The following is a 20,333-nucleotide window of genomic DNA, read 5'->3' as shown; positions in this document are numbered from 1 at the left end:
CGGTAACACACGACAGGGCCGTTGACCGCGGCCGCCTGTTGGAGGATTCCTGCATGCTCAATCTTTACCTGTTCCAGATTCTCAATGGCCTGGGCCTGGGGATGATCTACTTCCTGATTGCGGTCGGGCTGACGATCATTTTCGGCCTGCTGAACTTCGTCAACTTCGCCCACGGCGCGTTTTTTTTGCTGGGGGCGTACATCTGCTACACCGCCGTCAGCCTCACCGAAAGCTTCTGGCTGGCCCTGCTGATCGCGCCGCTGGTGGTGGCCGCGCTGGCGTGGCTGATCGAGCGATTATTGATCCAGCGGATCTACCACCTGCCGCACATGTTCCAGATCCTCGTGACCCTGGGTATCGCGCTGATCATCCAGGAAGCCAGCGTGATGATCTGGGGCCCGGTGGGCAAAAGCGTCGCCGTGCCGGAACTGCTGCGCGGGGTGCTGGTGGTCGGCGACTTCGTGTATCCCTACTACCGCCTGTTTTTGATTGTGTTCTCGGGGCTGGTGGGCCTGGGCCTGTGGCTGCTGCTGGAGCGCACGCGCTTTGGCGCCCTGGTGCGGGCCGGCAGTGAAAGTACCGAGACCGTGTCGCTGCTGGGCACCAATATTTTCCGCCTGTTCTCCATGACCTTCGCCCTCGGCGTGGCCCTGGCCGGAATCGCCGGGGTGCTGTTTGCCCCGTTGCGTGGCGCCCAGCCCTTTGTCGGCCCGGAGATCCTCGGCATCGCCTTTGTGGTGGTGGTGATCGGTGGCATGGGCTCGTTCGGCGGCGCCCTGGTGGGCGGCCTGCTGGTGGGCGTGGTGCAGAGCCTGATGACCACCCTGTGGCCCCAAGGCGCGAGCCTGATGATCTACGGCGCCATGGCCGTGGTGATTCTGGTACGCCCTTACGGCCTGTTCGGGAGAGCCTGACATGAGCGAGAAAAATCCCCTGCCGTTTGCTAAAACTCAATCCAAGGCCATGTTGCTGTGGGTGCTGGCGGTACTGATCGGCCTGCCGTTGATCCTGCCCTCGGCAACCCTGGCCACCGAGATCCTGATCTTTGCCCTCGCCGCCCTGGCCTGCAACCTGTTGCTGGGCTACACCGGGCTGCTGTCGTTCGGCCAAGGCATCTTCTTCGGCGCCGGTGCCTATTGCGCCGCCTTGCTGATGATCCACCTGCAACTGGGCCTGTTCAGCGCGCTACTCGGCGCGGCCCTGGTCGGCGGGTTCCTGGCCTTCCTGGTGGGTGCCCTGGCGATCCGCCGCACCGGCATCTATTTCGTGATGCTGACCTTGGCCTTCAGCCAGATGGCCTACTTCCTGGCCTACACCCTGAGCGACTGGACCGGTGGCGACAACGGCCTGCTCAGTGTGCCGCGCCCGGAAATCCGTATCGGTGACACAGTGCTGCTGTCCCTGGCCGACGCCCGGGTGTTCTATGGCTTTGTCGCGGTGCTGTTCCTGCTGATCTTTATCGGCGCGCGCCGGGTGATCGCCTCGCCGTTCGGCAGCACGCTGATGGCGATCCGCGAAAACGAAACCCGCGCCTCGGCCATCGGCTACGACACGCGCCACTTCAAGATCCTGGTGTTTGTGCTGTCTGGCGCGGTCACCGGGATCGCCGGGGCGCTGTACGCCATGCTCCTGCACTTTGTGCCGCTGTCCAACATCGACCTGGTGATGTCGGAAAACATCCTGATCATGACCATCGTCGGCGGCACCGGCTCGCTGTTCGGCTCGTTGCTGGGGGCCGGTTCCATCGTGCTGCTGGGGGACTTTCTCTCCGACCTGTGGCCGCGCTGGCTGATGCTGCTGGGGGTGATCCTGATCCTGGTGGTGATCTTTATGCGCGGAGGCTTGTGGGGCGGCCTGTCGGCGCTGTTCGAACGTGTGCGTGGCAGCCGCAAGGCCGCCGCCGTGACCAAGGAGGAGCTGCTATGAGCATCCTGTTGGAAACCAAAGACCTGGAACTGGCCTACGGCGCCTTCCATGCCGTCAACGGCGTCAACCTCAAGGTCGAAGCCGGCACCATCCACACCATTATCGGCCCCAACGGCGCCGGCAAAACCAGCCTGTTTCACTGCCTGACCGGCGAACGCCAGGCCACCGCCGGGGCGATTCATTTCGACGGCCAGAACCTGATGCGCAAGCCGGCCCACAGCCGTGTCGGCCTGGGCATGGCGCGTTCGTTCCAGCTCACCAGCCTGTTCCAGAACCTCAGCGTGCGCGAAAACCTGCGCCTGGCCGCCCAGGGCCGTGACGGCGCACGTGCCCTGAACTTCTGGCGCCGCGTGGACAGTAAGCGTGAACACCTGGAGATGGCCGACCAGGTCCTGGAGCGTCTGCAACTCACCGCCCGCGCCGAGACCCTGGCCGGCGAGCTGTCCCACGGCCAGCAGCGTGTACTGGAGGTGGGCATGTCGATCTGCTCCAAGCCCAAGCTGTTGATGCTCGACGAGCCCACGTCGGGCATGGGCATCGACGACATCCCAATCATGACCCAACTGATCAGCGACCTGGGCCGCGACCATACGGTGCTGCTGATCGAGCACAACATGAGCATCGTCATGTCCATCAGCCAACGCATCACTGTGATGAGCCACGGGCAGATCCTGGTCGAGGGCACACCGGAATTCGTGCGCGCCGACGAGCGCGTGCGCAGTGCTTACCTGGGGGAGGCCGCCTGATGCTGACCGTCGACAATATCCATTCCTACTACGACAAGAGCCACGTCCTCGAGGGCGTGTCCCTGACTGTCAATCCCGGCGAACTGGTGACCCTGCTCGGCCGTAACGGCGCCGGCAAGACCACCACCCTGCGCAGCATCCTGGGGATTATCTGCCCGCGCCAGGGGCAGATTCACTTCAACGGCAAACCGTTGGTGGGGCAGAAAATCTTTGAAATTGCCCGCCAGGGATTAGCGCTGGTGCCGGAGAACCGCGGGATTTTCCGCCTGCTTACGGTCGAGGAAAACCTGCGCATCGCCGTGCGCAAGACCAGCCGTTGGCAGATGGAGGACGTGTACGCGATGTTCCCGCGCCTCAAGGAGCGGCGCAAAAACGCCGGGCATGCGTTGTCCGGTGGCGAGCAGCAGATGCTCGCCATCGCCCGCGCCCTGCTCAACGATCCCAAGCTGCTGATCCTCGACGAACCCACCGAGGGCCTGGCCCCGGTGATCGTCGACGAACTGGTGAAGATCCTGCGCAAGATCAAGGACGACGGCCTGCCAGTGCTGCTGGTGGAGCAGAACCTGTTGGTCTGCGACAAGCTCGCCGACCGCCACTACGTACTCGAACAGGGCCGCGTGGTCTACGAAGGCAGCGCCGAGGCGTTTCGCGCCGACCCGACGATCAAGAACCGCTACCTGGCCCTGAGTGCCTGACCGGAGACTGCTGATGAATAGTTTTGCGCAACCGCTCCAGAGCAACACCCCGCTGATCAACCGCGACCGCCTGTGGCAATCCTTGATGGACCTGGCCCAACTCGGCGCCACGGCCAAGGGCGGCGTATGCCGCCTGGCCCTGACCGACCTCGACCGCCAGGCCCGCGACCTGTTTGTGCAGTGGTGCACAGCGGCCGGGTGCAGCGTCAGCGTGGATGCGATCGGCAATATCTTTGCCCGCCGCGCCGGGCGTAACCCCAACCTGCCACCGGTGATGACCGGCAGCCATATCGACACCCAGCCCACCGGCGGCAAGTTCGATGGATGCTATGGGGTGATGGCCGGCCTGGAAGTGATCCGCACCTTGAATGACTTGGGCGTGGAAACCGAAGCACCGATTGAAGTGGTGGTATGGACCAACGAGGAAGGCTCACGCTTCCCGCCGTGCATGATGGGCTCGGGAGTGTTTGCCGGCAAATTCGACCTGCAGGAAACCCTCGACAAGCAGGATGAGCAAGGTCTGTCGGTGGGCGCCGAGCTGCAGCGCATCGGCTACGCCGGCCCGCGTGCGGTGCTCGGGCACCCGGTGGGTGCCTACTTCGAGGCGCATATCGAACAGGGCCCGGTCCTCGAAGATCAGGCCATCACCCTCGGCGTGGTCATGGGCTGCCTGGGCCAGAAGTGGTTCGACCTGACCTTCACCGGCGTCGAGGCCCACGCCGGCCCCACGCCCATGCGCCTGCGCAAGGACGCCCTGGTGGGTGCCGCGCAGGTGGTCAGTGCGGTCAACCGCATTGCCCATCAACAGCAACCCCACGCCTGTGGCACGGTCGGCTGCCTGACCCTGCATCCGGGCTCGCGCAACGTGATTCCCGGCCAAGTGCAGATGACCATCGACCTGCGCCACCTGCATGCCGACAAGCTGCAGGCCATGGTCGATGAAGTGCGTGAAGTGATCGAAGCCACAGCCAAGCAGCATGGCTTGAGCTATGAGTTGACGCCCACCGCCGACTTCCCGCCGCTGGACTTTCACCCGACCTGCGTCAACGCCGTGCGCGATGCCGCCCAGGTACTGGGCCTGAGCCACATGGACATTGTCAGCGGCGCCGGGCACGACGCAATTTTTGTCGCTGAACTGGGCCCGGCCGGGATGATTTTTGTGCCTTGCGAAGGCGGTATCAGCCACAACGAAATCGAAAACGCCGCGCCGGATGATTTGGCCGCCGGCTGCGCGGTGCTGCTGCGGGCCATGGTCAATGCCGCGCAACAGGGAGGTGAAGCAGCATGACGCAGATCGCCAACCTGACGGCTGTAGAACTGCTGGCACGCTACCGGGATAAGAGCCTGTCGCCGGTGGAAGTGACCGAAGACACTCTGCTGCGCATCGAGCGCTACAACCCGGTGGTCAACGCGTACTGCCATGTCGACCCCGAGGGCGCCTTGAACGCCGCACGGGCTTCGGAGCAACGCTGGTTCAAGGGCGCGCCCTGCGGGGCATTGGACGGGGTGCCGGCGTCGATCAAGGACTTGACCCTGACGGCAGGCATGCCCACACGCAAGGGCTCACGCACCTCCTCCGCCACCGGGCCGTGGGACGTTGACGCGCCGTTTTCGGCGTTTATGCGCAAGGCCGGCGCGGTGTTGCTGGGCAAGACCACCACCCCGGAATTCGGCTGGAAAGGCGTCACCGACAACCCGCTGTACGGCATCACCCGCAACCCCTGGGACACGCGCACCACAGCCGGTGGTTCGTCCGGCGGCGCGGGTGCAGCGGCGGCGCTGAACCTTGGCGTGTTGCACCAGGGCAGCGATGCTGGCGGCTCGATCCGCATTCCCTGCGCCTTTACCGGCACCTTCGGGATCAAGCCGACCTTTGGTTACGTGCCGCAATGGCCGGCCAGCTCGATGACGATCCTCTCGCACCTGGGGCCGATGACCCGCACCGTGGAAGATGCAGTGCTGATGCTGCAAACCGTGGCCCAACCAGATGCCCGGGACGGCCTGATCGGCGCGCCGCGCAGCACGCCATGGCTCACGCCGGGCACGGACCTCAAGGGCCTGCGCATCGCCTACAGCCCGGATTTTGGTTACGTGGACGTCGATCCGCAGGTGGCCAAGGTGGTCGCCCAAGCGGTCGCGGGCCTGGTGCAACTGGGGGCGCATGTCGAACAGATCGACCCGGGCTTCAGCGATCCGCTGGAGGTGTTCAGTACCCTGTGGTGTGCCGGCGCGGCGCGCCTGACCGGGCAGTTGACCGACGCCCAGTGCGAGCTGCTCGACCCTGGTCTGCTGCGCATTGCGCAACAGGGCGAACGCCTCGGCCTGGCCGACTTCAGCGCCGCCCTGGAGGCCCGGGCGGCATTGGTGGCGCGCATGGCGGCGTTCCATGAGCACTACGACCTACTGGTCTCGCCGATGCTGCCAATCACCGCCTTTGACGCCGGGCATAACGTGCCACCGGGCTCCGGGCTGGGCGAGTGGATGGAGTGGACGCCTTTCAGCTATCCGTTCAACCTCACCCAGCAACCGGCGGCCTCGGTGCCGTGCGGGCTGGCGGCCAATGGTTTGCCGGTGGGCTTGCATGTGGTGGGTGCGCGGTTTGCCGATGAACAGGTGCTGCGGGTATGCCAGGCGTATGCCAGGGCGTTCCCGACCCAGCATTTGCAAGCACCGCATACGCCCACCTGAAACGCGATCACCTGCAGGAGCCGGCTGACCGGCTCCGACTACAGGTTGCTGCGGGATTAGGCTTTGATATCGGAGCCCTTCAAAGGCTGCTCACTATCAATCTTGAGCAGGAAGTCGGCGCGACGATCACCGTTCAGGTCAATCTGCAGCGTGGACTGATGGGCTTGAGCGTCGTATTCCAAAATGGCCTGTCGACCTTCACCGGTAAACCGGCTGACGAACCTCATGGGTTTTTCCGCAATGTCACGCCTCGGCGCTGATTCAACTCCATGCAGCGCTTCATCAACCACTGAAACGTCACGCTCATCCACATAAGTAGCCTCTGGCCCCGTCGCCCGCAGGTTGGACACGTCGATCTTGTCCTTGCCCGACACGAAGTCGGTGATTCGATCAGGACTCTGCGGTGTCGATTGCTGCGCATTCAAGAACAGGTAGGAGTTCCTGCCACCGCCGCCAGTCAATATGTTCTGGGTAAGGTTGCTGATAAAAATATCGTTTCCCGCCCCACCCTTGGCGTTTTCGATGGTCGTGCCCTTGGCAATGAATACATTCTTTTTCATCCCGCCGACATCCGACGGTGCGCCCTCGTTGAGATTGATCACCTGATTATCGCTAAACCCAGAAAAATCCAGCGTGTCTACACCACCACCGTCCCAGACTGTAAACACCGGAGCGTCTCTGGATGAACTCAAACGATAAGCCTCACGGTCGGCATTGGAGTTGAAGCCATAGGTGGTATCGCCCGTCCGGGTTTCGTGGTTCGCCCCGTAGAGTTTCTGGATGGCGGCCATGTCATCCACCATCGGTGTAGAGGGCTGGTAGTTGATGCCGTTTTTTACGAAGGACTGGCCAGTATGCTGCTCACTCCAGTAGCTCATGATGCTATGCCCGCTGGTGTCCTCCGCGTAGGTAGCCGTCGCGTAACTCGAACCTGTAGGAAGGCTTCTGAACGGGTGCGACAACCCCAGGGCATGCCCCAGTTCGTGGGCGGTGGTTCTGTGCCCGTCGTTGGAATGGCTGGGGGCTGTATGGACCTCATCCGATCCGGCCAGCCATATTTCAGAGGCTGCACCGAACCGTGGAAGACGCGGGTTTGCCGCCAGATATCGCTGTGTCGCTTCAGAAGGCAGCGTCGTCGCGAAAGCGTTTTTGCCGTCAGCGCTTTCATTGAAGTTTCCAAAGTTGATATTGCCCTCACTCACCGCTCCCTGACCCTGTTCGGTGAAGCGCACATTCGCCACATCCGACCATTGGTCCATGGCCTGCCGCGCTGAATCCTTCTGGGCCTGATTGAACTCACTGAACCCACTCAGGCCCAATGCCCGAAAAAACGGCCCGGCCGTCGTTCGAAACTGGTAGGTGACATCAGTTTTTCCATCGCCATTGGTATCGTGCCAACGGGAGTTGTCACGGGTTATCTCATCGGCGGCCTGCTCGACGGTATATGAAGGTTTGCCGTTGATTGTGCGTTCGCCACCGCGTTGATCGTGGTGAAGGACACGATCCAAGTGAGTCACGGTATTGCTGGCAAAGGGAGAAAGGTTAAACGTTGTTGAAGTCGACATGTTGCGTCTCCTTTTCACTGGTGCAGTGATGTGGTGAGAAATGCCGGGGGACGAGCCCGCCTGGGCACATCCCAAACTAGCCCTGCACACAGCGAGCAGACATAGGCCTTTTCTTAAGGAAAGCGTGAGCCCAGGCGCACGCGCTGAGCCCTGGAGCAACGCACTCATCGAAGAGGTGCGTGGTATCGTTGACACTTTTCGCGAGCACGCTCGCTCCTGCCTCGGAGCCGACATGGACATCGAACTGGCACGCACTTTCCTGGAAATCACCCGTTGCGGCAGCCTGGCCGCAGCCGCCGAGAAACTGCACGTTACCCAGACCGCCATCACCGCCCGGGTGCAGAAGCTCGAAAGCCAGCTCGACAGCACCCTGTTTGTGCGCAACCGCGCCGGGGCGCGGTTGACGGCCGATGGCGAGGCATTCGTGGTGTACGCCAATCAACTGGTGCAAACCTGGGAAGCCGCACGCCGCGACCTGCCGTTACCCGAGGGCTATCGCAATGTGTTGCATATCGGCGGCGAAGTCAGCCTGTGCAACCCGCTGATCCTCGGTTGGGCCAAGGCCCTGCGCGAACACATCCCCAGCCATGCGCTGCGCACCGAAGTGCGTGACGGGGAGTACCTGTTGCGCCAGCTGGAACTGGGGGTGCTGGATGCGGCGCTGGTGTTCCAGCCGCAGTACTGGCCGGGGTTGCAAGTGGAGCAGGTACTGGAGGAAAAACTGATCCTGGTGCGCCTGGCCGCCCGCCCCGATCCCTATGTGTATATCGACTGGGGCGCGGGCTTTCGCCAGCAACACGACGCCGCCCTGCCGGACAAGGCCCGCGCGGCTGTGAGTTTCAACCTGGGGCCGTTGGCCTTGCAGTACATCCTGGAGAACGGTGGCAGCGGCTATTTCCGCACGCGGGTGGTGCAGAGCTATCTCGAGAGCGGCGTGATGGAGCGCGTGCCCAAGGCCCCGGAGTTCAGTTTCCCGACCTACCTGGTGTACTCGCGTGAGCGTGATTCGGCGATCCTGCAGCAGGCCCTGGTGCTGCTGCGCGGGGTGGTCAAGGCCGAGAGCGATTGGTCACAGCGTTGGGATCCGGTGCTTTGAACCGATGCCCATGGTAGCCTCCTGATGTTTTCTCCTGGTCCCACCTGCCGATGAACAAGAAAAAATCCGTCACCATCAGCGACATCGCCAAACGCGTCAATATGACCACCATCACGGTGTCGCGGGCGTTGAGCAAACCTGACCTGGTCAAGCCCGCCACCCTGGCGCGGATCCTTGAGGTGGCGCGCGAGCTGGATTATGTGCCCAACGCCTTTGCTCGCGGGCTCAAGCGCAGCGAAAGCCTGATCATCGGGGTGATCACCGCGTCGGTGGACAACCCGTTCTACAGCGAAATGATCAAGGCGATTTCCCGCGAGGCGAAAAAGCACGGCTACACCATCATGCTGGTGGACACCGACGAGCTGGAAGAATTGGAAAGCAAGGCCGTGGATACCCTGCTGGGTTATCGCGTGGCGGGGATTATCCTGTCGCCGGTCTCCGACGAGCCCGACTACCAGCCCGATTACCTGGAGCGCCTGGGCAACGGCAAGACCCCGGTGGTGCTGCTCGACCGCACGATCCACGACAGCCCGTTCAGCCGCGTGGTGCTGGACAACTACCACAGCGGGATCGAGGCCGCGCAGTACCTGTTGCGCCAGAACCCGGCGCTCAAGCGCCTGCTGGTACTGACCGGGCCGCAGCATTCACGCATCACCGTGGAGCGCCTCAAGGGCCTGCGCGAAGTGCTCGCCGAGCATCCCCAGGTGCAGGTCGAAGTGTGCGCCGGCGACTACACCTTGATGCCCTCCTACCTGCACACCCTCGACTACCTGGCCGCGCACCCCGCGCCGGAGGCGATCATGGGTTTCAACCAGTTGATCACCCTCGGCGCCCTGCGCGCCTTGCGCATGCACAATATCCCCCACGACAGCCTGACCATCTGCGGCATCGACCGCCTGCCGTTTGCCGATATCTTCGGCGTGCCGATTGCCTGCGTGGCCCACGATGCGTCGCTGGCCGGCAGCAGTGCAGTGCGCCTGTTGCTCGACCGCCTGCAAGACCCGCACAAACCCCGGGACAAGGTGGTGATCGCCGGCAAGCTGGAGAACGGCTAGCGGCTGGTGTAGCCGCCATCAATCGGCAGGCTGACCCCACTGATCATGCTCGCGGCCTCACTCAACAGGAACAGCACCGGCAACGCCACTTCCCGGGGCTGCGCAAAACGCCCCAGGGGAATCGCCGCCAGGGCCGGGTCGCGTTTGGCCGGGTCGGACCAGGCCTGTTGCGCCATCGGCGTGAGGGTCACGGTAGGGTTGACGCTGTTGACGCGGATCCCGAAACGTCCCCATTCGGCACATTGCACACGGGTGATCGCATCCAGGGCAGCCTTGGACGCGCAATAACCGAGGTGATCCTCCAGCGCCACCAACGAGGCCTGGCTGGAAACGTTGACGATACTGCCGGCGATACCTGCCGCGATCATCGCCGCCGCCACCCGGCTGGCGACTTGCGCGGCGGCGCGGGCGTTGACGTTCATCACGTGGTCGAAGGCGGCGCTGCTGATCGCCGCTGCCGGTTCCAGGCGCGAGATCCCGGCGCAATTGACCAGGCCGTGCATGGGCGGCAAGTCCTTGAGGGCCAGGTCCAGGGCGGCGCTGTTGGCGATGTCCAGGCACAGGGTTGCACAACCCAATTGGGACAGGGCGTGGGCATCGCGGCCGATAGCAAAGACCTGGGCGCCGCTGGCGATCAGTTGCAGGGCGATTTCCCGGCCAATACCGCTGGTGGCGCCGGTAACAAGGATGCGCTGGTGGCTGAAATCGAAGGTGGTGGTCATGGATGACGGTCTCGAATGCAATGGAGAACCCCTGTGGGAGCTGGTTTGCCTGCTCCCAAATCTTGGTCTGTGTTCACTTAACTCATTTGCAGGCTGTGCATGATCGGTTTGAGTGCCGGATACAGCCTCAGGTAGTCGGCAAAAGCGCGGTCGTATGCCTGCACATTTTCAGCCCCCGGCTCGGCCCGCAGCTGCAACTGCACCCAGCCTTTGTCCATTTGCGCCTTATCCACCAGCCCCACCGTGTGCGCCGCCAACAACGCTGCGCCCAGCGCCGCCTCCACTTCCTGGACGATGGTGTACACCGGGTAGCGGGTGACATCCGCGATAATCTGCATCCACAAATCCGAATGGCTCGCGCCGCCCACCACGATTAACCGTGGGTCCAGGGAATGGGCACCGCGCATGCCCGCCTCGATATTGTGCCGCAGGGCAAAACTCACACCTTCGAGCACCGCGCGGTACAGGTGGATACGGCTGTGATACAGGTTCAGGCCGACAAAGCTGCCGCTGGCCTGGTCATCCCACACCGGGCTGCGCTCGCCCATCAGGTAGGGCAAAAACAACAGCCCTTCACTGCCCGCCGGGATCTCGCGCGCGCGCTGTTCCAGCAGCCATAGGCTGTCTTGGCCGGTGGCCTGGGCCTGTTGCTCCTCGGCCTGGCAGAACTGCTCGCGAAACCAGCTTACCGAGGCACCGGCAGTAATCGCGCCGCCAAAGATGTACAGGTCCTGCTGGCCGTTATAGACATGGGGCATGCTCACCAGACCATGGCGGGCATCCACCTGCTGGTTGAGGTAGCCCCAGCACATGCTGGTGCCGATCATCGCCACGTGGTTGCCCGGCCGGGTGACGCCGGCCGCCAGGGTCGCCATCGCCGCATCGACGCCACCGGCCAGCACCGGCATGCCCGGCGCCAGGCCCAGGCGCCGGGCCCATTCCGGCAGCAAACCGCCCACCACTTCGCCCGAATACAGCAAGCGCTCGGGCATCATTGCCAACGGGATATCCAGCGCCGCCAGCATCTCGACGGACCAGCCGCGCGCGGCCACATCATAGACCCCGCCGATATTGCCGGCGCTGCTGTGATCCACCGCCACCTCACCGGTCAGGCAGTAATTGATATAGCTGTTGGGCGGCAGCAGGTAGCGGGTGTTGGCCCAGACTTCAGGCTGGTGCTGCTTGAGCCAGAGCATCTTGGTGAAGCCGTAGTAGCTGTCCAGGGAGTTGCCGGTGACCGCGAACAGGCGCTCCAGGTCAACCTGCTCGCGGACCCAGGCCACCTGCTCGCCGGCGCGGCGGTCCATCCAGATCAGGCACGGGTGCAGCGGCTTGATCTGCGCATCCACGGCTATCCCCGAGCCGCCGTACTGGCTGCTGATGCACAGCGCCTTGACCTGCTCTTTGACGACCCCGGCCTTGCCCATGCAACCGGCCACACAGGCCTCCACCGCGTCCAGCCAGACCTGCGGCCACTGCTCGGCCCAGCGCACTTTTGGCGTGTCCACGCGATAGCCCTGGCTGTGCTGGGCAATGATCCGCCCCTCACCATCCACCAACAGCGCCTTGGTGCTTTGGGTGCCAATGTCCACGCCAATCACGTATTTCATACTTATTGCCCCGGCTTGAGCAGCACCTTGATCGACTTCACCGAGTTGGCCAGGTCGAACGCTTCGGCCCAGTTATCCAGGGGGAAGTCGTGGGTGACGATGCCCTTGGACGTCACCAGGCCGCGCTCGAACAGGTCAATGGCCACCGGGTAGCAATACGGCCCCAGGTGTGCGCCGCGTACGTCCAGTTCCTTGCGGTCACCGATGATTGACCAGTCGGCACTGGTCTCGGCGCCGAACACGCTGAACTCGACAAACCGCCCCAGCTTGCGGATTAAATCCAGGCCCTGGGTCACGCCGGCCGGCACGCCAGTGGTCTCGATATACACGTCGCAGCCGTAGTTGTCGGTCAGGCCATTGATGATCGCACGGGCGTTGTCACGGGCCGGGTTGATCACCACATCGGCGCCGTATTTTTTCGCCAGCTCCAGGCGCTCGTCGACCATGTCGATCACCACCAGTTTTTTCGGGGTCTTCAGCGCAGCCACCTGGACCATGCACAGGCCCAGGGTGCCGGCACCGGCAATCACCACCACGTCATCGAGTTGCAGGTCGCCACGGTTGACCGTATGGATCGCGCAGGCCATGGGCTCGATCAACGCCGAATCCTCCAGGGACACCGACTCGGGAATCTTGTGCACGATGGCGGTCTTGGGGATGCGCATGTACTGGGCCATGCCGCCTTCGGCCACTTCGCGCTGGAAGCCGAAAATGTTGTGCACTTCGCACATCCAGTACTTGCCGGACTTGCAGAAGCGGCACTTGCCACAGGGCACGATCTGCTCGGCGATGACCTTGTCGCCGACCTTGACCTCAAAGTGCTCCTCGGCGCCCTCGCCCACTTGCTCCACGTAACCGAAAAACTCGTGCCCCGGCACCACCGGCGCCTTGACCCACGGGTTGTCGCCACCCCAGAACATCGCCGCGCCCGAGTGGCATTTGCAGTCACTGGCGCAGATCCCGCAGGCGGCAATGCGGATCACCAGTTCATTGGGCCGCGCCAGGGGTTTGCTGATGCGCTCCAGGCGGTAGTCTTTCGGGCCGTGGCAGACGACGGCTTGCATTTGGCTGTGCTTTTCCATGATGTACTGACCTTTATTGAAGATGAGAGAGCCCGTCGCGGCCACGGCGGCCGCGTCGAGGTGCTGGTTTTTTTACTTGTGGCGCTGACGGCTGATAAAGATCGCCAGCAAAATAATTGCGCCCTTGATCACGCTCTGCACATAGGGCGAGACCCCGAGCATGTTCAGGCCGTTGTTCAACACGCCCAACAGCATGGCGCCGAGCAAGGTGCCGACAATCACCCCGCGCCCACCGGCAATCGAGGCGCCGCCCAGGACCACCGCGGCAATCGCATCCAGCTCGAAACCGATGCCGGCGTTGGGTTGGCCACTCATCAGGCGCGAGGTCAACACCAGCCCGGCAATCGCTGCGGTCAGGCCGCTGATGCCATACACCAGCAACTTGAAGCGCGCCGCGCGCACCCCGGACAGGCGCACCGCCTCTTCGTTGCCACCGATGGCGTAGATGTAGCGGCCGATGCGTGTGTGTTGCAGCAGCACGTAGGCCACCAGGTAGGTGACCAGCATGATCAGGATCGGCACCTGGATGCCCAGCAGGCTTTGACGGCCAAAGAAACCAAACCACTCCGGCAGCCCGGAAATCGGATAGCCATCGGTGTACATCAGGCCAAAACCCCGGGCGATGCCCATGGTCGCCAGGGTGACGATGATCGGAGGCATATGCAGGTACGCCACGAACAGCCCGTTACCGATACCAAAGGCCACGCCGATCAACAGGCCCGCGCCAATCGCCAGGCCCGGCGGCAGGCCCGCGACCATCAGCCCGGCGGTCAGGGTGCCGGACAAGGCCATCACCGGCCCCACCGACAAGTCGATACCACCGGTGAGGATCACGCAGGTCATGCCCACCGCGATGATCGCGTTGATCGACACCTGGCGGCCGATATTGGACAGGTTGCTGGCGGTGAGGAAGTTGTCGCTGGCCACAATCATCACCGCCGTGACCACCAGCAGCCCGATAAACGGATAGAACGCCGGCGAGCGCACCAGTCGTGCCAGGTTCAGCCGTAACCCCTGGGTACCTGCGCGGTTAATGGACGTATTCACTTGAGCCCCCTGTTGCATGGCGCATGACCTCTTGTGGGTTGACGGCGGACGCTTCCAGTACCTTGACGATGGCGCCCTTGTGGAACACGGCGACGCGGTCGCACATGCCGATGATTTCCGGCAGTTCGGAGGAAATCATGATGATTGCGTAGCCTTGCTCGGTGAGCTTGCGCATCAGCGCGTAGATCTGTGCCTTGGCGCCGACGTCGATGCCACGGGTTGGTTCATCGAACACCAGCACATCGCAGTGATGGTTGATCCAACGAGCAATCACCACTTTCTGCTGGTTGCCGCCGCTCAGGTTGAACACCCGGCTTTCGCCGCTCGGCGCCTTGATCGACAGTTGCTGCATCAACGCTTCGACACTGGCGCACTCCTTGCCCTTGTCGATCAGGCCGCTGGCGCCCTGGTACTTGTGCAGGTTGTTGATGGAGATGTTTTCGCGAATGCTGAAATCGGTGATCAGGCCTTCGCTCTTGCGACTTTCCGGCAGCAGGCCGATGCCGTGGGCCAACGCCTGGGCCGGGTCGTCGAGGCTGATTTTGGCGCCGCGCAACCACACATCCTTGGTCACCGACGGCAGTGCGCCCATCATCCCCAGTGCCAGCTCGGTACGGCCCGAACCGACCAGCCCGGCAAAGCCGAGGATTTCGCCCTGGTGCAGGTGGAACTGGTTGTGGGGGCCATTGCGCTGCAACTGGATATCCCTGACCTCCAGCAGCAGCGGCCCGCGCGCGGCGGTGGGTTTGGCGGGAAAACTGCATTCCAGCTTGCGGCCCACCATCATCTCCACCAGGCGGTCAATATCGCTGTCGGCCACGTCGGTGACGCCGGCATTGCCGCCGTCGCGCAACACGCTGATGCGGTCGCACACCTGGAAAATCTCCTCCAGATGGTGCGAGATAAAAATCACCGCCACGCCCTGGCGCTTGAGTTCGCGCATGATCTCGAACAGCAGTTCGGCCTCGCTCGGCGTCAGGGTCGCGGTGGGCTCATCGAGCACCAGCAGCCGCGCCTCCAGGGCCAGGGCCTTGGCGATTTCGACAAACTGCTGCTCGGCCACGCTCAGGCGCCGCACCGGGCATTGCATGTCGATGCTCACCCCCAGGCGCTGAAACAATGCCTGGGACGCCTCATGCATATCGCGCTTGCGCAGCAGGCCGAAGCGGTTGTTCAGCTCATGGCCGAGGAAAATATTCTCCACGGCCGTGAGGTCGGGAATCAGGCTGAACTCCTGGAAGACAATGCCGATACCGGCGGCAATCGCATCGCGATACGTCGCAAAGTGCCGGGCCTGCCCGTCAATCAGAATGCGCCCTTCATCCTGGTGCTCGACGCCGCCGAGGATTTTCATCAGGGTCGATTTGCCCGCGCCATTTTCCCCGAGCAAGGCATGAATCTCGCCGCGTTCCACTTGCAGGTTGATGGACTTGAGGGCTTGCACCCCGGGGTAGCGCTTACAGATATTTTCCAGTTGCAAAAGACTGCTCATACCACCGACCTCTCGTTCAGAAGGATGCCCTGTGCCCCACGATTGACGTGGGGCATGGACGGTTTACCAGCTGAAATCCTTGGCCTTGGCCTGGTCGATCAGGGCGATGTCCACCGGGATACTGGCGGGGACATGGGAGCCCCACTTCTTCGCCAGGGCGATGCCCAGGGCCAGGCGGATCTGGTCGCGGGGGTACTGCGCCGAGGTGGCAATAAACTTGCTGCCTGGCTTGAGGATGGCCTTGATCGCTTCCGGTGCGCCATCGACGCTGACCAGCTTGACGTCCATGCCGCTGGCCTCGATGGCCGACAGTGCGCCGAGGGAGCCGTTGTCATTGACGCTGAAAATACCCTTGAGGGTGGGTTGGGCCTGGAGCATGTTTTCGGTCACGCTCAGCGCCTGGTCACGTTCCTGCTTGCCGTTCTGGATGCTGACGATCTTGATCTGCGGGTGCTTGGCCACGGCTTCCTTGCAACCGCGCACGCGCTCGAGGATCGGTACCACGGCGATGCCGTCGAGGATCGCGATATTGCCTTGGTCGCCGATGCTCTTGGCCAGGTATTCACAGGCCTGGAAGCCGGCGTCGAAGTTTTTCGAGCCGACGAAGGAATCCAGCGGCCCCTCGGCCTGGGCATCCACTGCAACCACCACCACACCCGCGGCGTGGGCCGATTTGACGGCGGACTGCACGCCGACCGAATCCGTGGGGTTGATCAGCAGGATGTCGATGCCCTTTTGCAGCATGTCTTCCACGTCACTGACCTGCTTGGACACGTCGTGGCGGGCATCGGTGATGATCAATTGCGCACCGATGGTCGCCGCCGCTTCTTGCAGGGCGTCTTTCATGGTGACGAAGTACGGGTTGTTGATTTCCTGGAAGGAAGCGCCGATGCGCATGGGGGCAGGCTTGGTGTCGGCCAGGGCGACGGTGGAGATGCTTAAAGCCAACAAACACAGGGTTTTGCGAAGCATTTTCATGGCGTGGTTCTCTGTTTTGTTTTTATTTTTAGAGCAAATGTTATCGTTAACATTTTGCCAGAAGCTAGCAAGGAAATGAGGTGGGTGCAAGCCCCTTGCGATATCCCTTGTGGGTGTGGGCATGCTCGCGTGGGTCGTTAAGGCGCACACCCGAGGTGTTCTTACTGGCGCGATCGCAGCGATGCGGCGACCCGACAAGCCAGCGCCCACAGGGGCTAGCTCAGCTCGCAAAATCCTCAGGCCGGACTAAGCTCACTCACCAACAAAAAATACAACGAGCGACGCCATGACCCATCCCACCGAGGCCTTTCGCGAACGCTACCGTGCCGCTGTCCACCCACGCTATAACCCGTGGCTGCATGCCGGTTTTGTAATGCTCTACGGTTTGTCCTGCATCCTCCTGGCCTGGGGCAGCACCCAGCACATTCAGGCCTGGGAATGGCTGACCATCCCCCTGACCCTGGTGTTCTTCAACCTGTGCATCTACCTCGTCCACCGCCACCTGGGCCATCACAAACACGCTGTCGCCAAGCTGTTCTATGCACGCCACACCGGCGATCACCACAGTTTTTTCACCCCTGGCCATATGACCTACGACAGCCCCAGAGACTGGCGGGTGATCCTGTTTCCCGCCTGGCTGATCGTTGTCCACAGCCTGGCCATCACCCTCCCCGCCTGGTGGCTGCTCAAGCAGTTAAACCCCAACGTGGCGGGGTTGTTCGCCGGGTGTATGATCCTCGGTTACCTGCTCTACGAAACCTTCCATGCCTGTGAACATCTGCCCTCCGACCATCCCCTGGCACGCCTGCCGTGGATCCGGCACATGCACCAGCTCCATGCGTTGCACCACCGCCGTGAGTTGATGCAAGGGCGCAACTTCAACATTGTGCTGCCGCTGATGGACTATCTGTTCGGCACGTTGCACTGGGAGCCGGTCACGCCCCCCTCCAAAGCCCCTCGGGACACACCATGAATCAAAAAATCCGCCACTTGCTGCTCCTGGTATTGATCGTCGTCGTGGCCTTCCTGCTGCTGATGCCCACCCAGGTGCAACCGGTCAACTGGACACCACCCAAGGCCCCCTCGCTGAAGGATGGGCCCTACAGCGAAAACCAGCGCCTGAAGGACGTCCAGCGTATCGGTGCCCAGGGCATCGACGGGCCTGAAGCGTTGCTGGTGGATGCCAAGGGTTTTCTGATCACCGGCCTGCATGACGGGCGGATCATCCGCACCGCACCCGACAGCCAGACCCTGGAGGTGCTGGCCCATACCGGGGGGCGGCCGCTGGGCCTGGCGCAACACCCGGACGGGCGGCTGATCATTGCCGACGGGATCAAAGGCCTGCTGGCACTGGACGACCAGCGCAAACTGGCCAGCCTGACGACCAGCGCCAATGGCCTGCCCTTCGGCTTTACCGATGATGTGACGGTGGATGCGGCCGGGCACTACGCCTACTTCAGCGACGCGTCGAGCCGCTGGGGCTATGGCCAGGATGGTGAGGCGGTGATCGAGCATGGTGGCGATGGCCGCTTGTTGCGCTATGACTTCAGCAACGGCCGGACCGAGGTGTTGCTCGATCAACTGCAATTTGCCAACGGCGTGGCGCTGGGGCCGGATGAGGCCTATGTGCTGGTCAATGAGACCGGGGCCTATCGCATCAGTCGCTATTGGCTCAAGGGCGACAAGGCGGGCACCCATGACCTGTTTATCGACAACCTGCCAGGGTTGCCGGACAACCTCACCTTCAACGGCCGGGATCGGTTCTGGGTAGCCCTGTATTCACCGCGTAACCCGCTGCTTGATGGCTTGGCCGGTTACCCGGCGGTCCGCAAGATGGTGGTCCGTGCGCTGCTGGTGCTGCCCAAGCCCGTGGAGCGCAAAGCCTTTGTGCTGGGGTTGGACGTGCATGGCCAGGTGATCGCTAATTTGCAGGATGGCAGTGCCGGCAACTATTCGCCGGTGACCACGGCGCGCGAGCATGGCGACTGGCTGTACCTGGGCTCGCTGAAGAACACCAGCATGGCCCGCTTGCCACTGAAACTGGCGCTGTAGAAGCCGACTTGCCGGCGATCGCCGGCAAGCCGTTTTCGGTTAGCGCACGATGGTCTGGCTGCAGATATGCCCCAGGCTTACGTACTGCGTGATGTTGCCGCCCACGCCAACACCGGGGAACTCTTTGAGCTCGATGCGCCAGCCGCCCATGTTGAACCAGGTCCGCCAGTTGTAAGTCTGGCCGGACGAGCTGTCCGGGTAGACCGCATTGAGATCGCCGGAGCAGGTGCCCAGGTCGACATTGCCGGAGGCCGCGCCGGTGATACCGGTCTTGGCCTCGTAGTTGACCCAGTGGTAGTTGATGGTGTTATCGAAACGCTTGTCGACCCGCAGCACCGGGGTCACACCCCGCAACGGCTCACCGGTGCTGTCCGACCATTGGGTGCTCCAGCTCAGGCTACGGGCAGCCTGGGTGGCCAGTTGCATGATCGAACTGGGAATGCGCACCACGTTATCGCCATTCACATTGCTCTGGTTCAGTCGCGGCGCCGAGCCAAAAGACAAGAGGTATCGCGCCTGCGGGTTGAGCGCCACTGCCGGGTTGGCCCGCACCCGAACCTTGACGGTGTAGCCAGGCGTGAGGTTGGGGTAGGTGGAGGTGTTGTTTGGCTGGATCACCACCCAATTGTTGCCATCGAAGCGCTCGAAGATCCACTGGTCGCGGGTGCCCTCGCCGTCATCGCCAAGGAACATGCCCACACCCTGGCCGCGCAGCGTGGTGAAGTCGAAGTAATCGACATCGTTGACGCTGTCGAGGTTGCCGGTCACCTGGTTCAGGGCATCCGGCAGGGCGAACGCGGTTTGCGCGGTGTCGTTGGGCTCGAAGGCGTCGATATTGCTGTCCACCGCCACGCCAAAACTGAACTGCGAATTGCTCGCGGCTTTGGCCACCATGTACCAGTAGTAATCGCCGGCAGGCATCACGCCGTTGAGGTATTCATCAGCGCTGTCTGCGTTATCAGAGGTGCCCAGCAGCGTCAGGTTGCCCTGGCCATCGTCATGGAACAGGCTCAACGACATATCGGTACCGGCGCTCTGGTTCAGCAGTTGGACCTGAATGCGAGCGTTTTTCGGCAGGTTGAAGTGATAGGCGATTTCGGCCCCGGTCTCTACCCCGGTGAGGGTGTACAGGGTGTTGATATCCAGGGTCGGGAACTGTGGGGTAAAAGCCGCGATCGCTGCGCCTTGCAGTTGATCCTGCTGCGGCTTTTGCAACTCGCCGATCACCGCCTCAAAGGGCGCAGCGCTGGCTGCGGCTTTGCTCGCCGGGGCCTTGGGTTTGGCTGCCTTGGCCGCCTTGAGTTTTTGCTTGAGTTCGACCGACAATTTCGACGACTGGACCTTGCCCCCCACTTTAAGCACCTGGTCGACCGCTTGCTTGACTGCCTGGGCGGACAGTTTGGCTGGGGCTTGCGAAGGGTATTGTTCGGCCAGGGCAAAGGCCGAAACGAAGCAGGAGGCCGCCATGGCCGCGCCCAGCATAAAGGCTTTTTTCGATTTCATTTTTTATCCATCCATAGTTAAAAAATTGTGGCGTCGGTGCGCGGTGAAATCCGTTCACCTGGGATGGACTGTAGGA

General features: G+C 62.6%; 18 protein-coding genes. 10 read left to right on the top strand and 8 right to left on the bottom strand.

Features of this window, described 5'->3' with window-relative positions; genetic code table 11:
• Positions 1-53: 53 nt before the first annotated feature.
• From HBO24_RS11940 to HBO24_RS11915, 6 genes are read left to right on the top strand one after another with little or no spacing between them, the layout of a single operon-like run.
• A complete protein-coding gene (locus HBO24_RS11940; protein ID WP_057960104.1) occupies positions 54-914 on the top strand; it encodes a branched-chain amino acid ABC transporter permease in 861 nt (286 codons plus the stop codon).
• Position 915: 1 nt separating this feature from the next.
• Positions 916-1,926, top strand: coding sequence for a branched-chain amino acid ABC transporter permease (locus HBO24_RS11935; protein WP_115128584.1), 1,011 nt, complete (start codon positions 916-918; stop codon positions 1,924-1,926).
• Positions 1,923-2,672 carry an ABC transporter ATP-binding protein gene (locus HBO24_RS11930; RefSeq protein WP_057441609.1) on the top strand — a complete coding sequence of 250 codons (750 nt, stop codon included), beginning with the start codon at positions 1,923-1,925 and terminating at the stop codon, positions 2,670-2,672. The genes HBO24_RS11935 and HBO24_RS11930 overlap by 4 nt, the downstream gene beginning before the upstream one ends.
• Positions 2,672-3,367, top strand: coding sequence for an ABC transporter ATP-binding protein (locus tag HBO24_RS11925; RefSeq protein ID WP_029293283.1), 696 nt, complete (start codon positions 2,672-2,674; stop codon positions 3,365-3,367). Before HBO24_RS11930 ends, HBO24_RS11925 begins: the two co-directional genes overlap by 1 nt.
• A 13-nt stretch (positions 3,368-3,380) precedes the next feature.
• Entirely contained in the window at positions 3,381-4,655 is a 1,275-nt protein-coding gene (locus tag HBO24_RS11920) for a Zn-dependent hydrolase (protein ID WP_170059759.1), read from the top strand.
• On the top strand, positions 4,652-6,055 hold the full coding sequence (locus HBO24_RS11915) for an amidase (RefSeq protein ID WP_170059758.1): 1,404 nt from the start codon (positions 4,652-4,654) through the stop codon (positions 6,053-6,055). Before HBO24_RS11920 ends, HBO24_RS11915 begins: the two co-directional genes overlap by 4 nt.
• Positions 6,056-6,111: 56 nt before the next feature.
• Here HBO24_RS11915 and HBO24_RS11910 read toward each other — a convergent pair whose 3' ends face one another.
• On the bottom strand, positions 6,112-7,620 hold the full coding sequence (locus HBO24_RS11910) for a M10 family metallopeptidase C-terminal domain-containing protein (RefSeq protein ID WP_057960107.1): 1,509 nt from the start codon (positions 7,618-7,620) through the stop codon (positions 6,112-6,114).
• A 232-nt stretch (positions 7,621-7,852) separates the two neighbouring features.
• On the opposite strand from HBO24_RS11910, the gene HBO24_RS11905 reads away from it, so the two are divergent.
• Together HBO24_RS11905 and HBO24_RS11900 are read left to right on the top strand one after the other, a co-directional pair.
• Complete coding sequence (locus tag HBO24_RS11905; RefSeq protein ID WP_057960108.1) at positions 7,853-8,716, top strand: LysR family transcriptional regulator; 864 nt, start codon at positions 7,853-7,855, stop codon at positions 8,714-8,716.
• 50 nt (positions 8,717-8,766) lie between these two features.
• Complete coding sequence (locus HBO24_RS11900) at positions 8,767-9,771, top strand: LacI family DNA-binding transcriptional regulator (protein ID WP_057441621.1); 1,005 nt, start codon at positions 8,767-8,769, stop codon at positions 9,769-9,771.
• On the opposite strand, the gene HBO24_RS11895 is transcribed toward HBO24_RS11900, so the two are convergent.
• The 6 genes from HBO24_RS11895 to HBO24_RS11870 all read right to left on the bottom strand — a co-directional run bounded on the left by HBO24_RS11895 (position 9,768) and on the right by HBO24_RS11870 (position 16,702).
• Positions 9,768-10,493, bottom strand: a complete 726-nt coding sequence (locus HBO24_RS11895) for an SDR family oxidoreductase (RefSeq protein WP_128593331.1) — start codon at positions 10,491-10,493, stop codon at positions 9,768-9,770. The two genes, HBO24_RS11900 and HBO24_RS11895, sit on opposite strands and share 4 nt — an antisense overlap.
• Before the next feature lie 77 nt (positions 10,494-10,570).
• Entirely contained in the window at positions 10,571-12,103 is a 1,533-nt protein-coding gene (locus HBO24_RS11890) for an FGGY-family carbohydrate kinase (protein ID WP_170059757.1), read from the bottom strand.
• Positions 12,104-12,105: 2 nt separating this feature from the next.
• A complete protein-coding gene (locus HBO24_RS11885; protein WP_057441625.1) occupies positions 12,106-13,185 on the bottom strand; it encodes an alcohol dehydrogenase catalytic domain-containing protein in 1,080 nt (359 codons plus the stop codon).
• 72 nt (positions 13,186-13,257) lie between these two features.
• Positions 13,258-14,250: a ribose ABC transporter permease gene (locus HBO24_RS11880; RefSeq protein WP_057960111.1), complete on the bottom strand. Its 993-nt coding sequence runs from the start codon at positions 14,248-14,250 to the stop codon at positions 13,258-13,260.
• Complete coding sequence (locus HBO24_RS11875; RefSeq protein WP_170059756.1) at positions 14,216-15,724, bottom strand: sugar ABC transporter ATP-binding protein; 1,509 nt, start codon at positions 15,722-15,724, stop codon at positions 14,216-14,218. The genes HBO24_RS11880 and HBO24_RS11875 overlap by 35 nt, the downstream gene beginning before the upstream one ends.
• Positions 15,725-15,787: 63 nt before the next feature.
• Positions 15,788-16,702 (bottom strand): substrate-binding domain-containing protein, encoded by a 915-nt coding sequence (locus HBO24_RS11870; protein WP_057444288.1) that lies wholly within the window; start codon positions 16,700-16,702, stop codon positions 15,788-15,790.
• Positions 16,703-16,988: 286 nt separating this feature from the next.
• Between HBO24_RS11870 and HBO24_RS11865 the strand changes: the two genes are divergently transcribed.
• Both HBO24_RS11865 and HBO24_RS11860 read left to right on the top strand, forming a co-directional pair.
• The gene (locus HBO24_RS11865; RefSeq protein ID WP_170059755.1) at positions 16,989-17,675 is read left to right on the top strand and encodes a sterol desaturase family protein; all 687 of its coding nucleotides are present in this window, start codon (positions 16,989-16,991) and stop codon (positions 17,673-17,675) included.
• Positions 17,672-18,754: an SMP-30/gluconolactonase/LRE family protein gene (locus tag HBO24_RS11860; protein WP_170059754.1), complete on the top strand. Its 1,083-nt coding sequence runs from the start codon at positions 17,672-17,674 to the stop codon at positions 18,752-18,754. Before HBO24_RS11865 ends, HBO24_RS11860 begins: the two co-directional genes overlap by 4 nt.
• A 39-nt stretch (positions 18,755-18,793) precedes the next feature.
• On the opposite strand, the gene HBO24_RS11855 is transcribed toward HBO24_RS11860, so the two are convergent.
• Complete coding sequence (locus HBO24_RS11855; RefSeq protein ID WP_170059753.1) at positions 18,794-20,257, bottom strand: hypothetical protein; 1,464 nt, start codon at positions 20,255-20,257, stop codon at positions 18,794-18,796.
• Between the last annotated feature and the right edge of the window lie 76 nt (positions 20,258-20,333).

Origin of the sequence: Pseudomonas sp. WS 5410 (assembly GCF_012985645.1) — a bacterium.
GTDB classification, from domain to species: Bacteria; Pseudomonadota; Gammaproteobacteria; order Pseudomonadales; family Pseudomonadaceae; genus Aquipseudomonas; species Aquipseudomonas shahriarae.
This window is presented reverse-complemented; position numbering and strand designations above follow the sequence as displayed.

What these genes read in the sequence shown, in the direction of transcription:
- HBO24_RS11890 (WP_170059757.1), bottom strand. Translation starts at nt 12,103, where the DNA reads ATGAAATACGTGATTGGCGTGGACATTGGCACCCAAAGCACCAAGGCG.
- HBO24_RS11925 (WP_029293283.1), top strand. Translation starts at nt 2,672, where the DNA reads ATGCTGACCGTCGACAATATCCATTCCTACTACGACAAGAGCCACGTC.
- HBO24_RS11935 (WP_115128584.1), top strand. Translation starts at nt 916, where the DNA reads ATGAGCGAGAAAAATCCCCTGCCGTTTGCTAAAACTCAATCCAAGGCC.
- HBO24_RS11920 (WP_170059759.1), top strand. Translation starts at nt 3,381, where the DNA reads ATGAATAGTTTTGCGCAACCGCTCCAGAGCAACACCCCGCTGATCAAC.
- HBO24_RS11895 (WP_128593331.1), bottom strand. Translation starts at nt 10,493, where the DNA reads ATGACCACCACCTTCGATTTCAGCCACCAGCGCATCCTTGTTACCGGC.
- HBO24_RS11875 (WP_170059756.1), bottom strand. Translation starts at nt 15,724, where the DNA reads ATGAGCAGTCTTTTGCAACTGGAAAATATCTGTAAGCGCTACCCCGGG.
- HBO24_RS11940 (WP_057960104.1), top strand. Translation starts at nt 54, where the DNA reads ATGCTCAATCTTTACCTGTTCCAGATTCTCAATGGCCTGGGCCTGGGG.
- HBO24_RS11855 (WP_170059753.1), bottom strand. Translation starts at nt 20,257, where the DNA reads ATGAAATCGAAAAAAGCCTTTATGCTGGGCGCGGCCATGGCGGCCTCC.
- HBO24_RS11900 (WP_057441621.1), top strand. Translation starts at nt 8,767, where the DNA reads ATGAACAAGAAAAAATCCGTCACCATCAGCGACATCGCCAAACGCGTC.
- HBO24_RS11930 (WP_057441609.1), top strand. Translation starts at nt 1,923, where the DNA reads ATGAGCATCCTGTTGGAAACCAAAGACCTGGAACTGGCCTACGGCGCC.
- HBO24_RS11880 (WP_057960111.1), bottom strand. Translation starts at nt 14,250, where the DNA reads ATGCAACAGGGGGCTCAAGTGAATACGTCCATTAACCGCGCAGGTACC.
- HBO24_RS11865 (WP_170059755.1), top strand. Translation starts at nt 16,989, where the DNA reads ATGACCCATCCCACCGAGGCCTTTCGCGAACGCTACCGTGCCGCTGTC.
- HBO24_RS11905 (WP_057960108.1), top strand. Translation starts at nt 7,853, where the DNA reads ATGGACATCGAACTGGCACGCACTTTCCTGGAAATCACCCGTTGCGGC.
- HBO24_RS11860 (WP_170059754.1), top strand. Translation starts at nt 17,672, where the DNA reads ATGAATCAAAAAATCCGCCACTTGCTGCTCCTGGTATTGATCGTCGTC.
- HBO24_RS11870 (WP_057444288.1), bottom strand. Translation starts at nt 16,702, where the DNA reads ATGAAAATGCTTCGCAAAACCCTGTGTTTGTTGGCTTTAAGCATCTCC.
- HBO24_RS11885 (WP_057441625.1), bottom strand. Translation starts at nt 13,185, where the DNA reads ATGGAAAAGCACAGCCAAATGCAAGCCGTCGTCTGCCACGGCCCGAAA.
- HBO24_RS11910 (WP_057960107.1), bottom strand. Translation starts at nt 7,620, where the DNA reads ATGTCGACTTCAACAACGTTTAACCTTTCTCCCTTTGCCAGCAATACC.
- HBO24_RS11915 (WP_170059758.1), top strand. Translation starts at nt 4,652, where the DNA reads ATGACGCAGATCGCCAACCTGACGGCTGTAGAACTGCTGGCACGCTAC.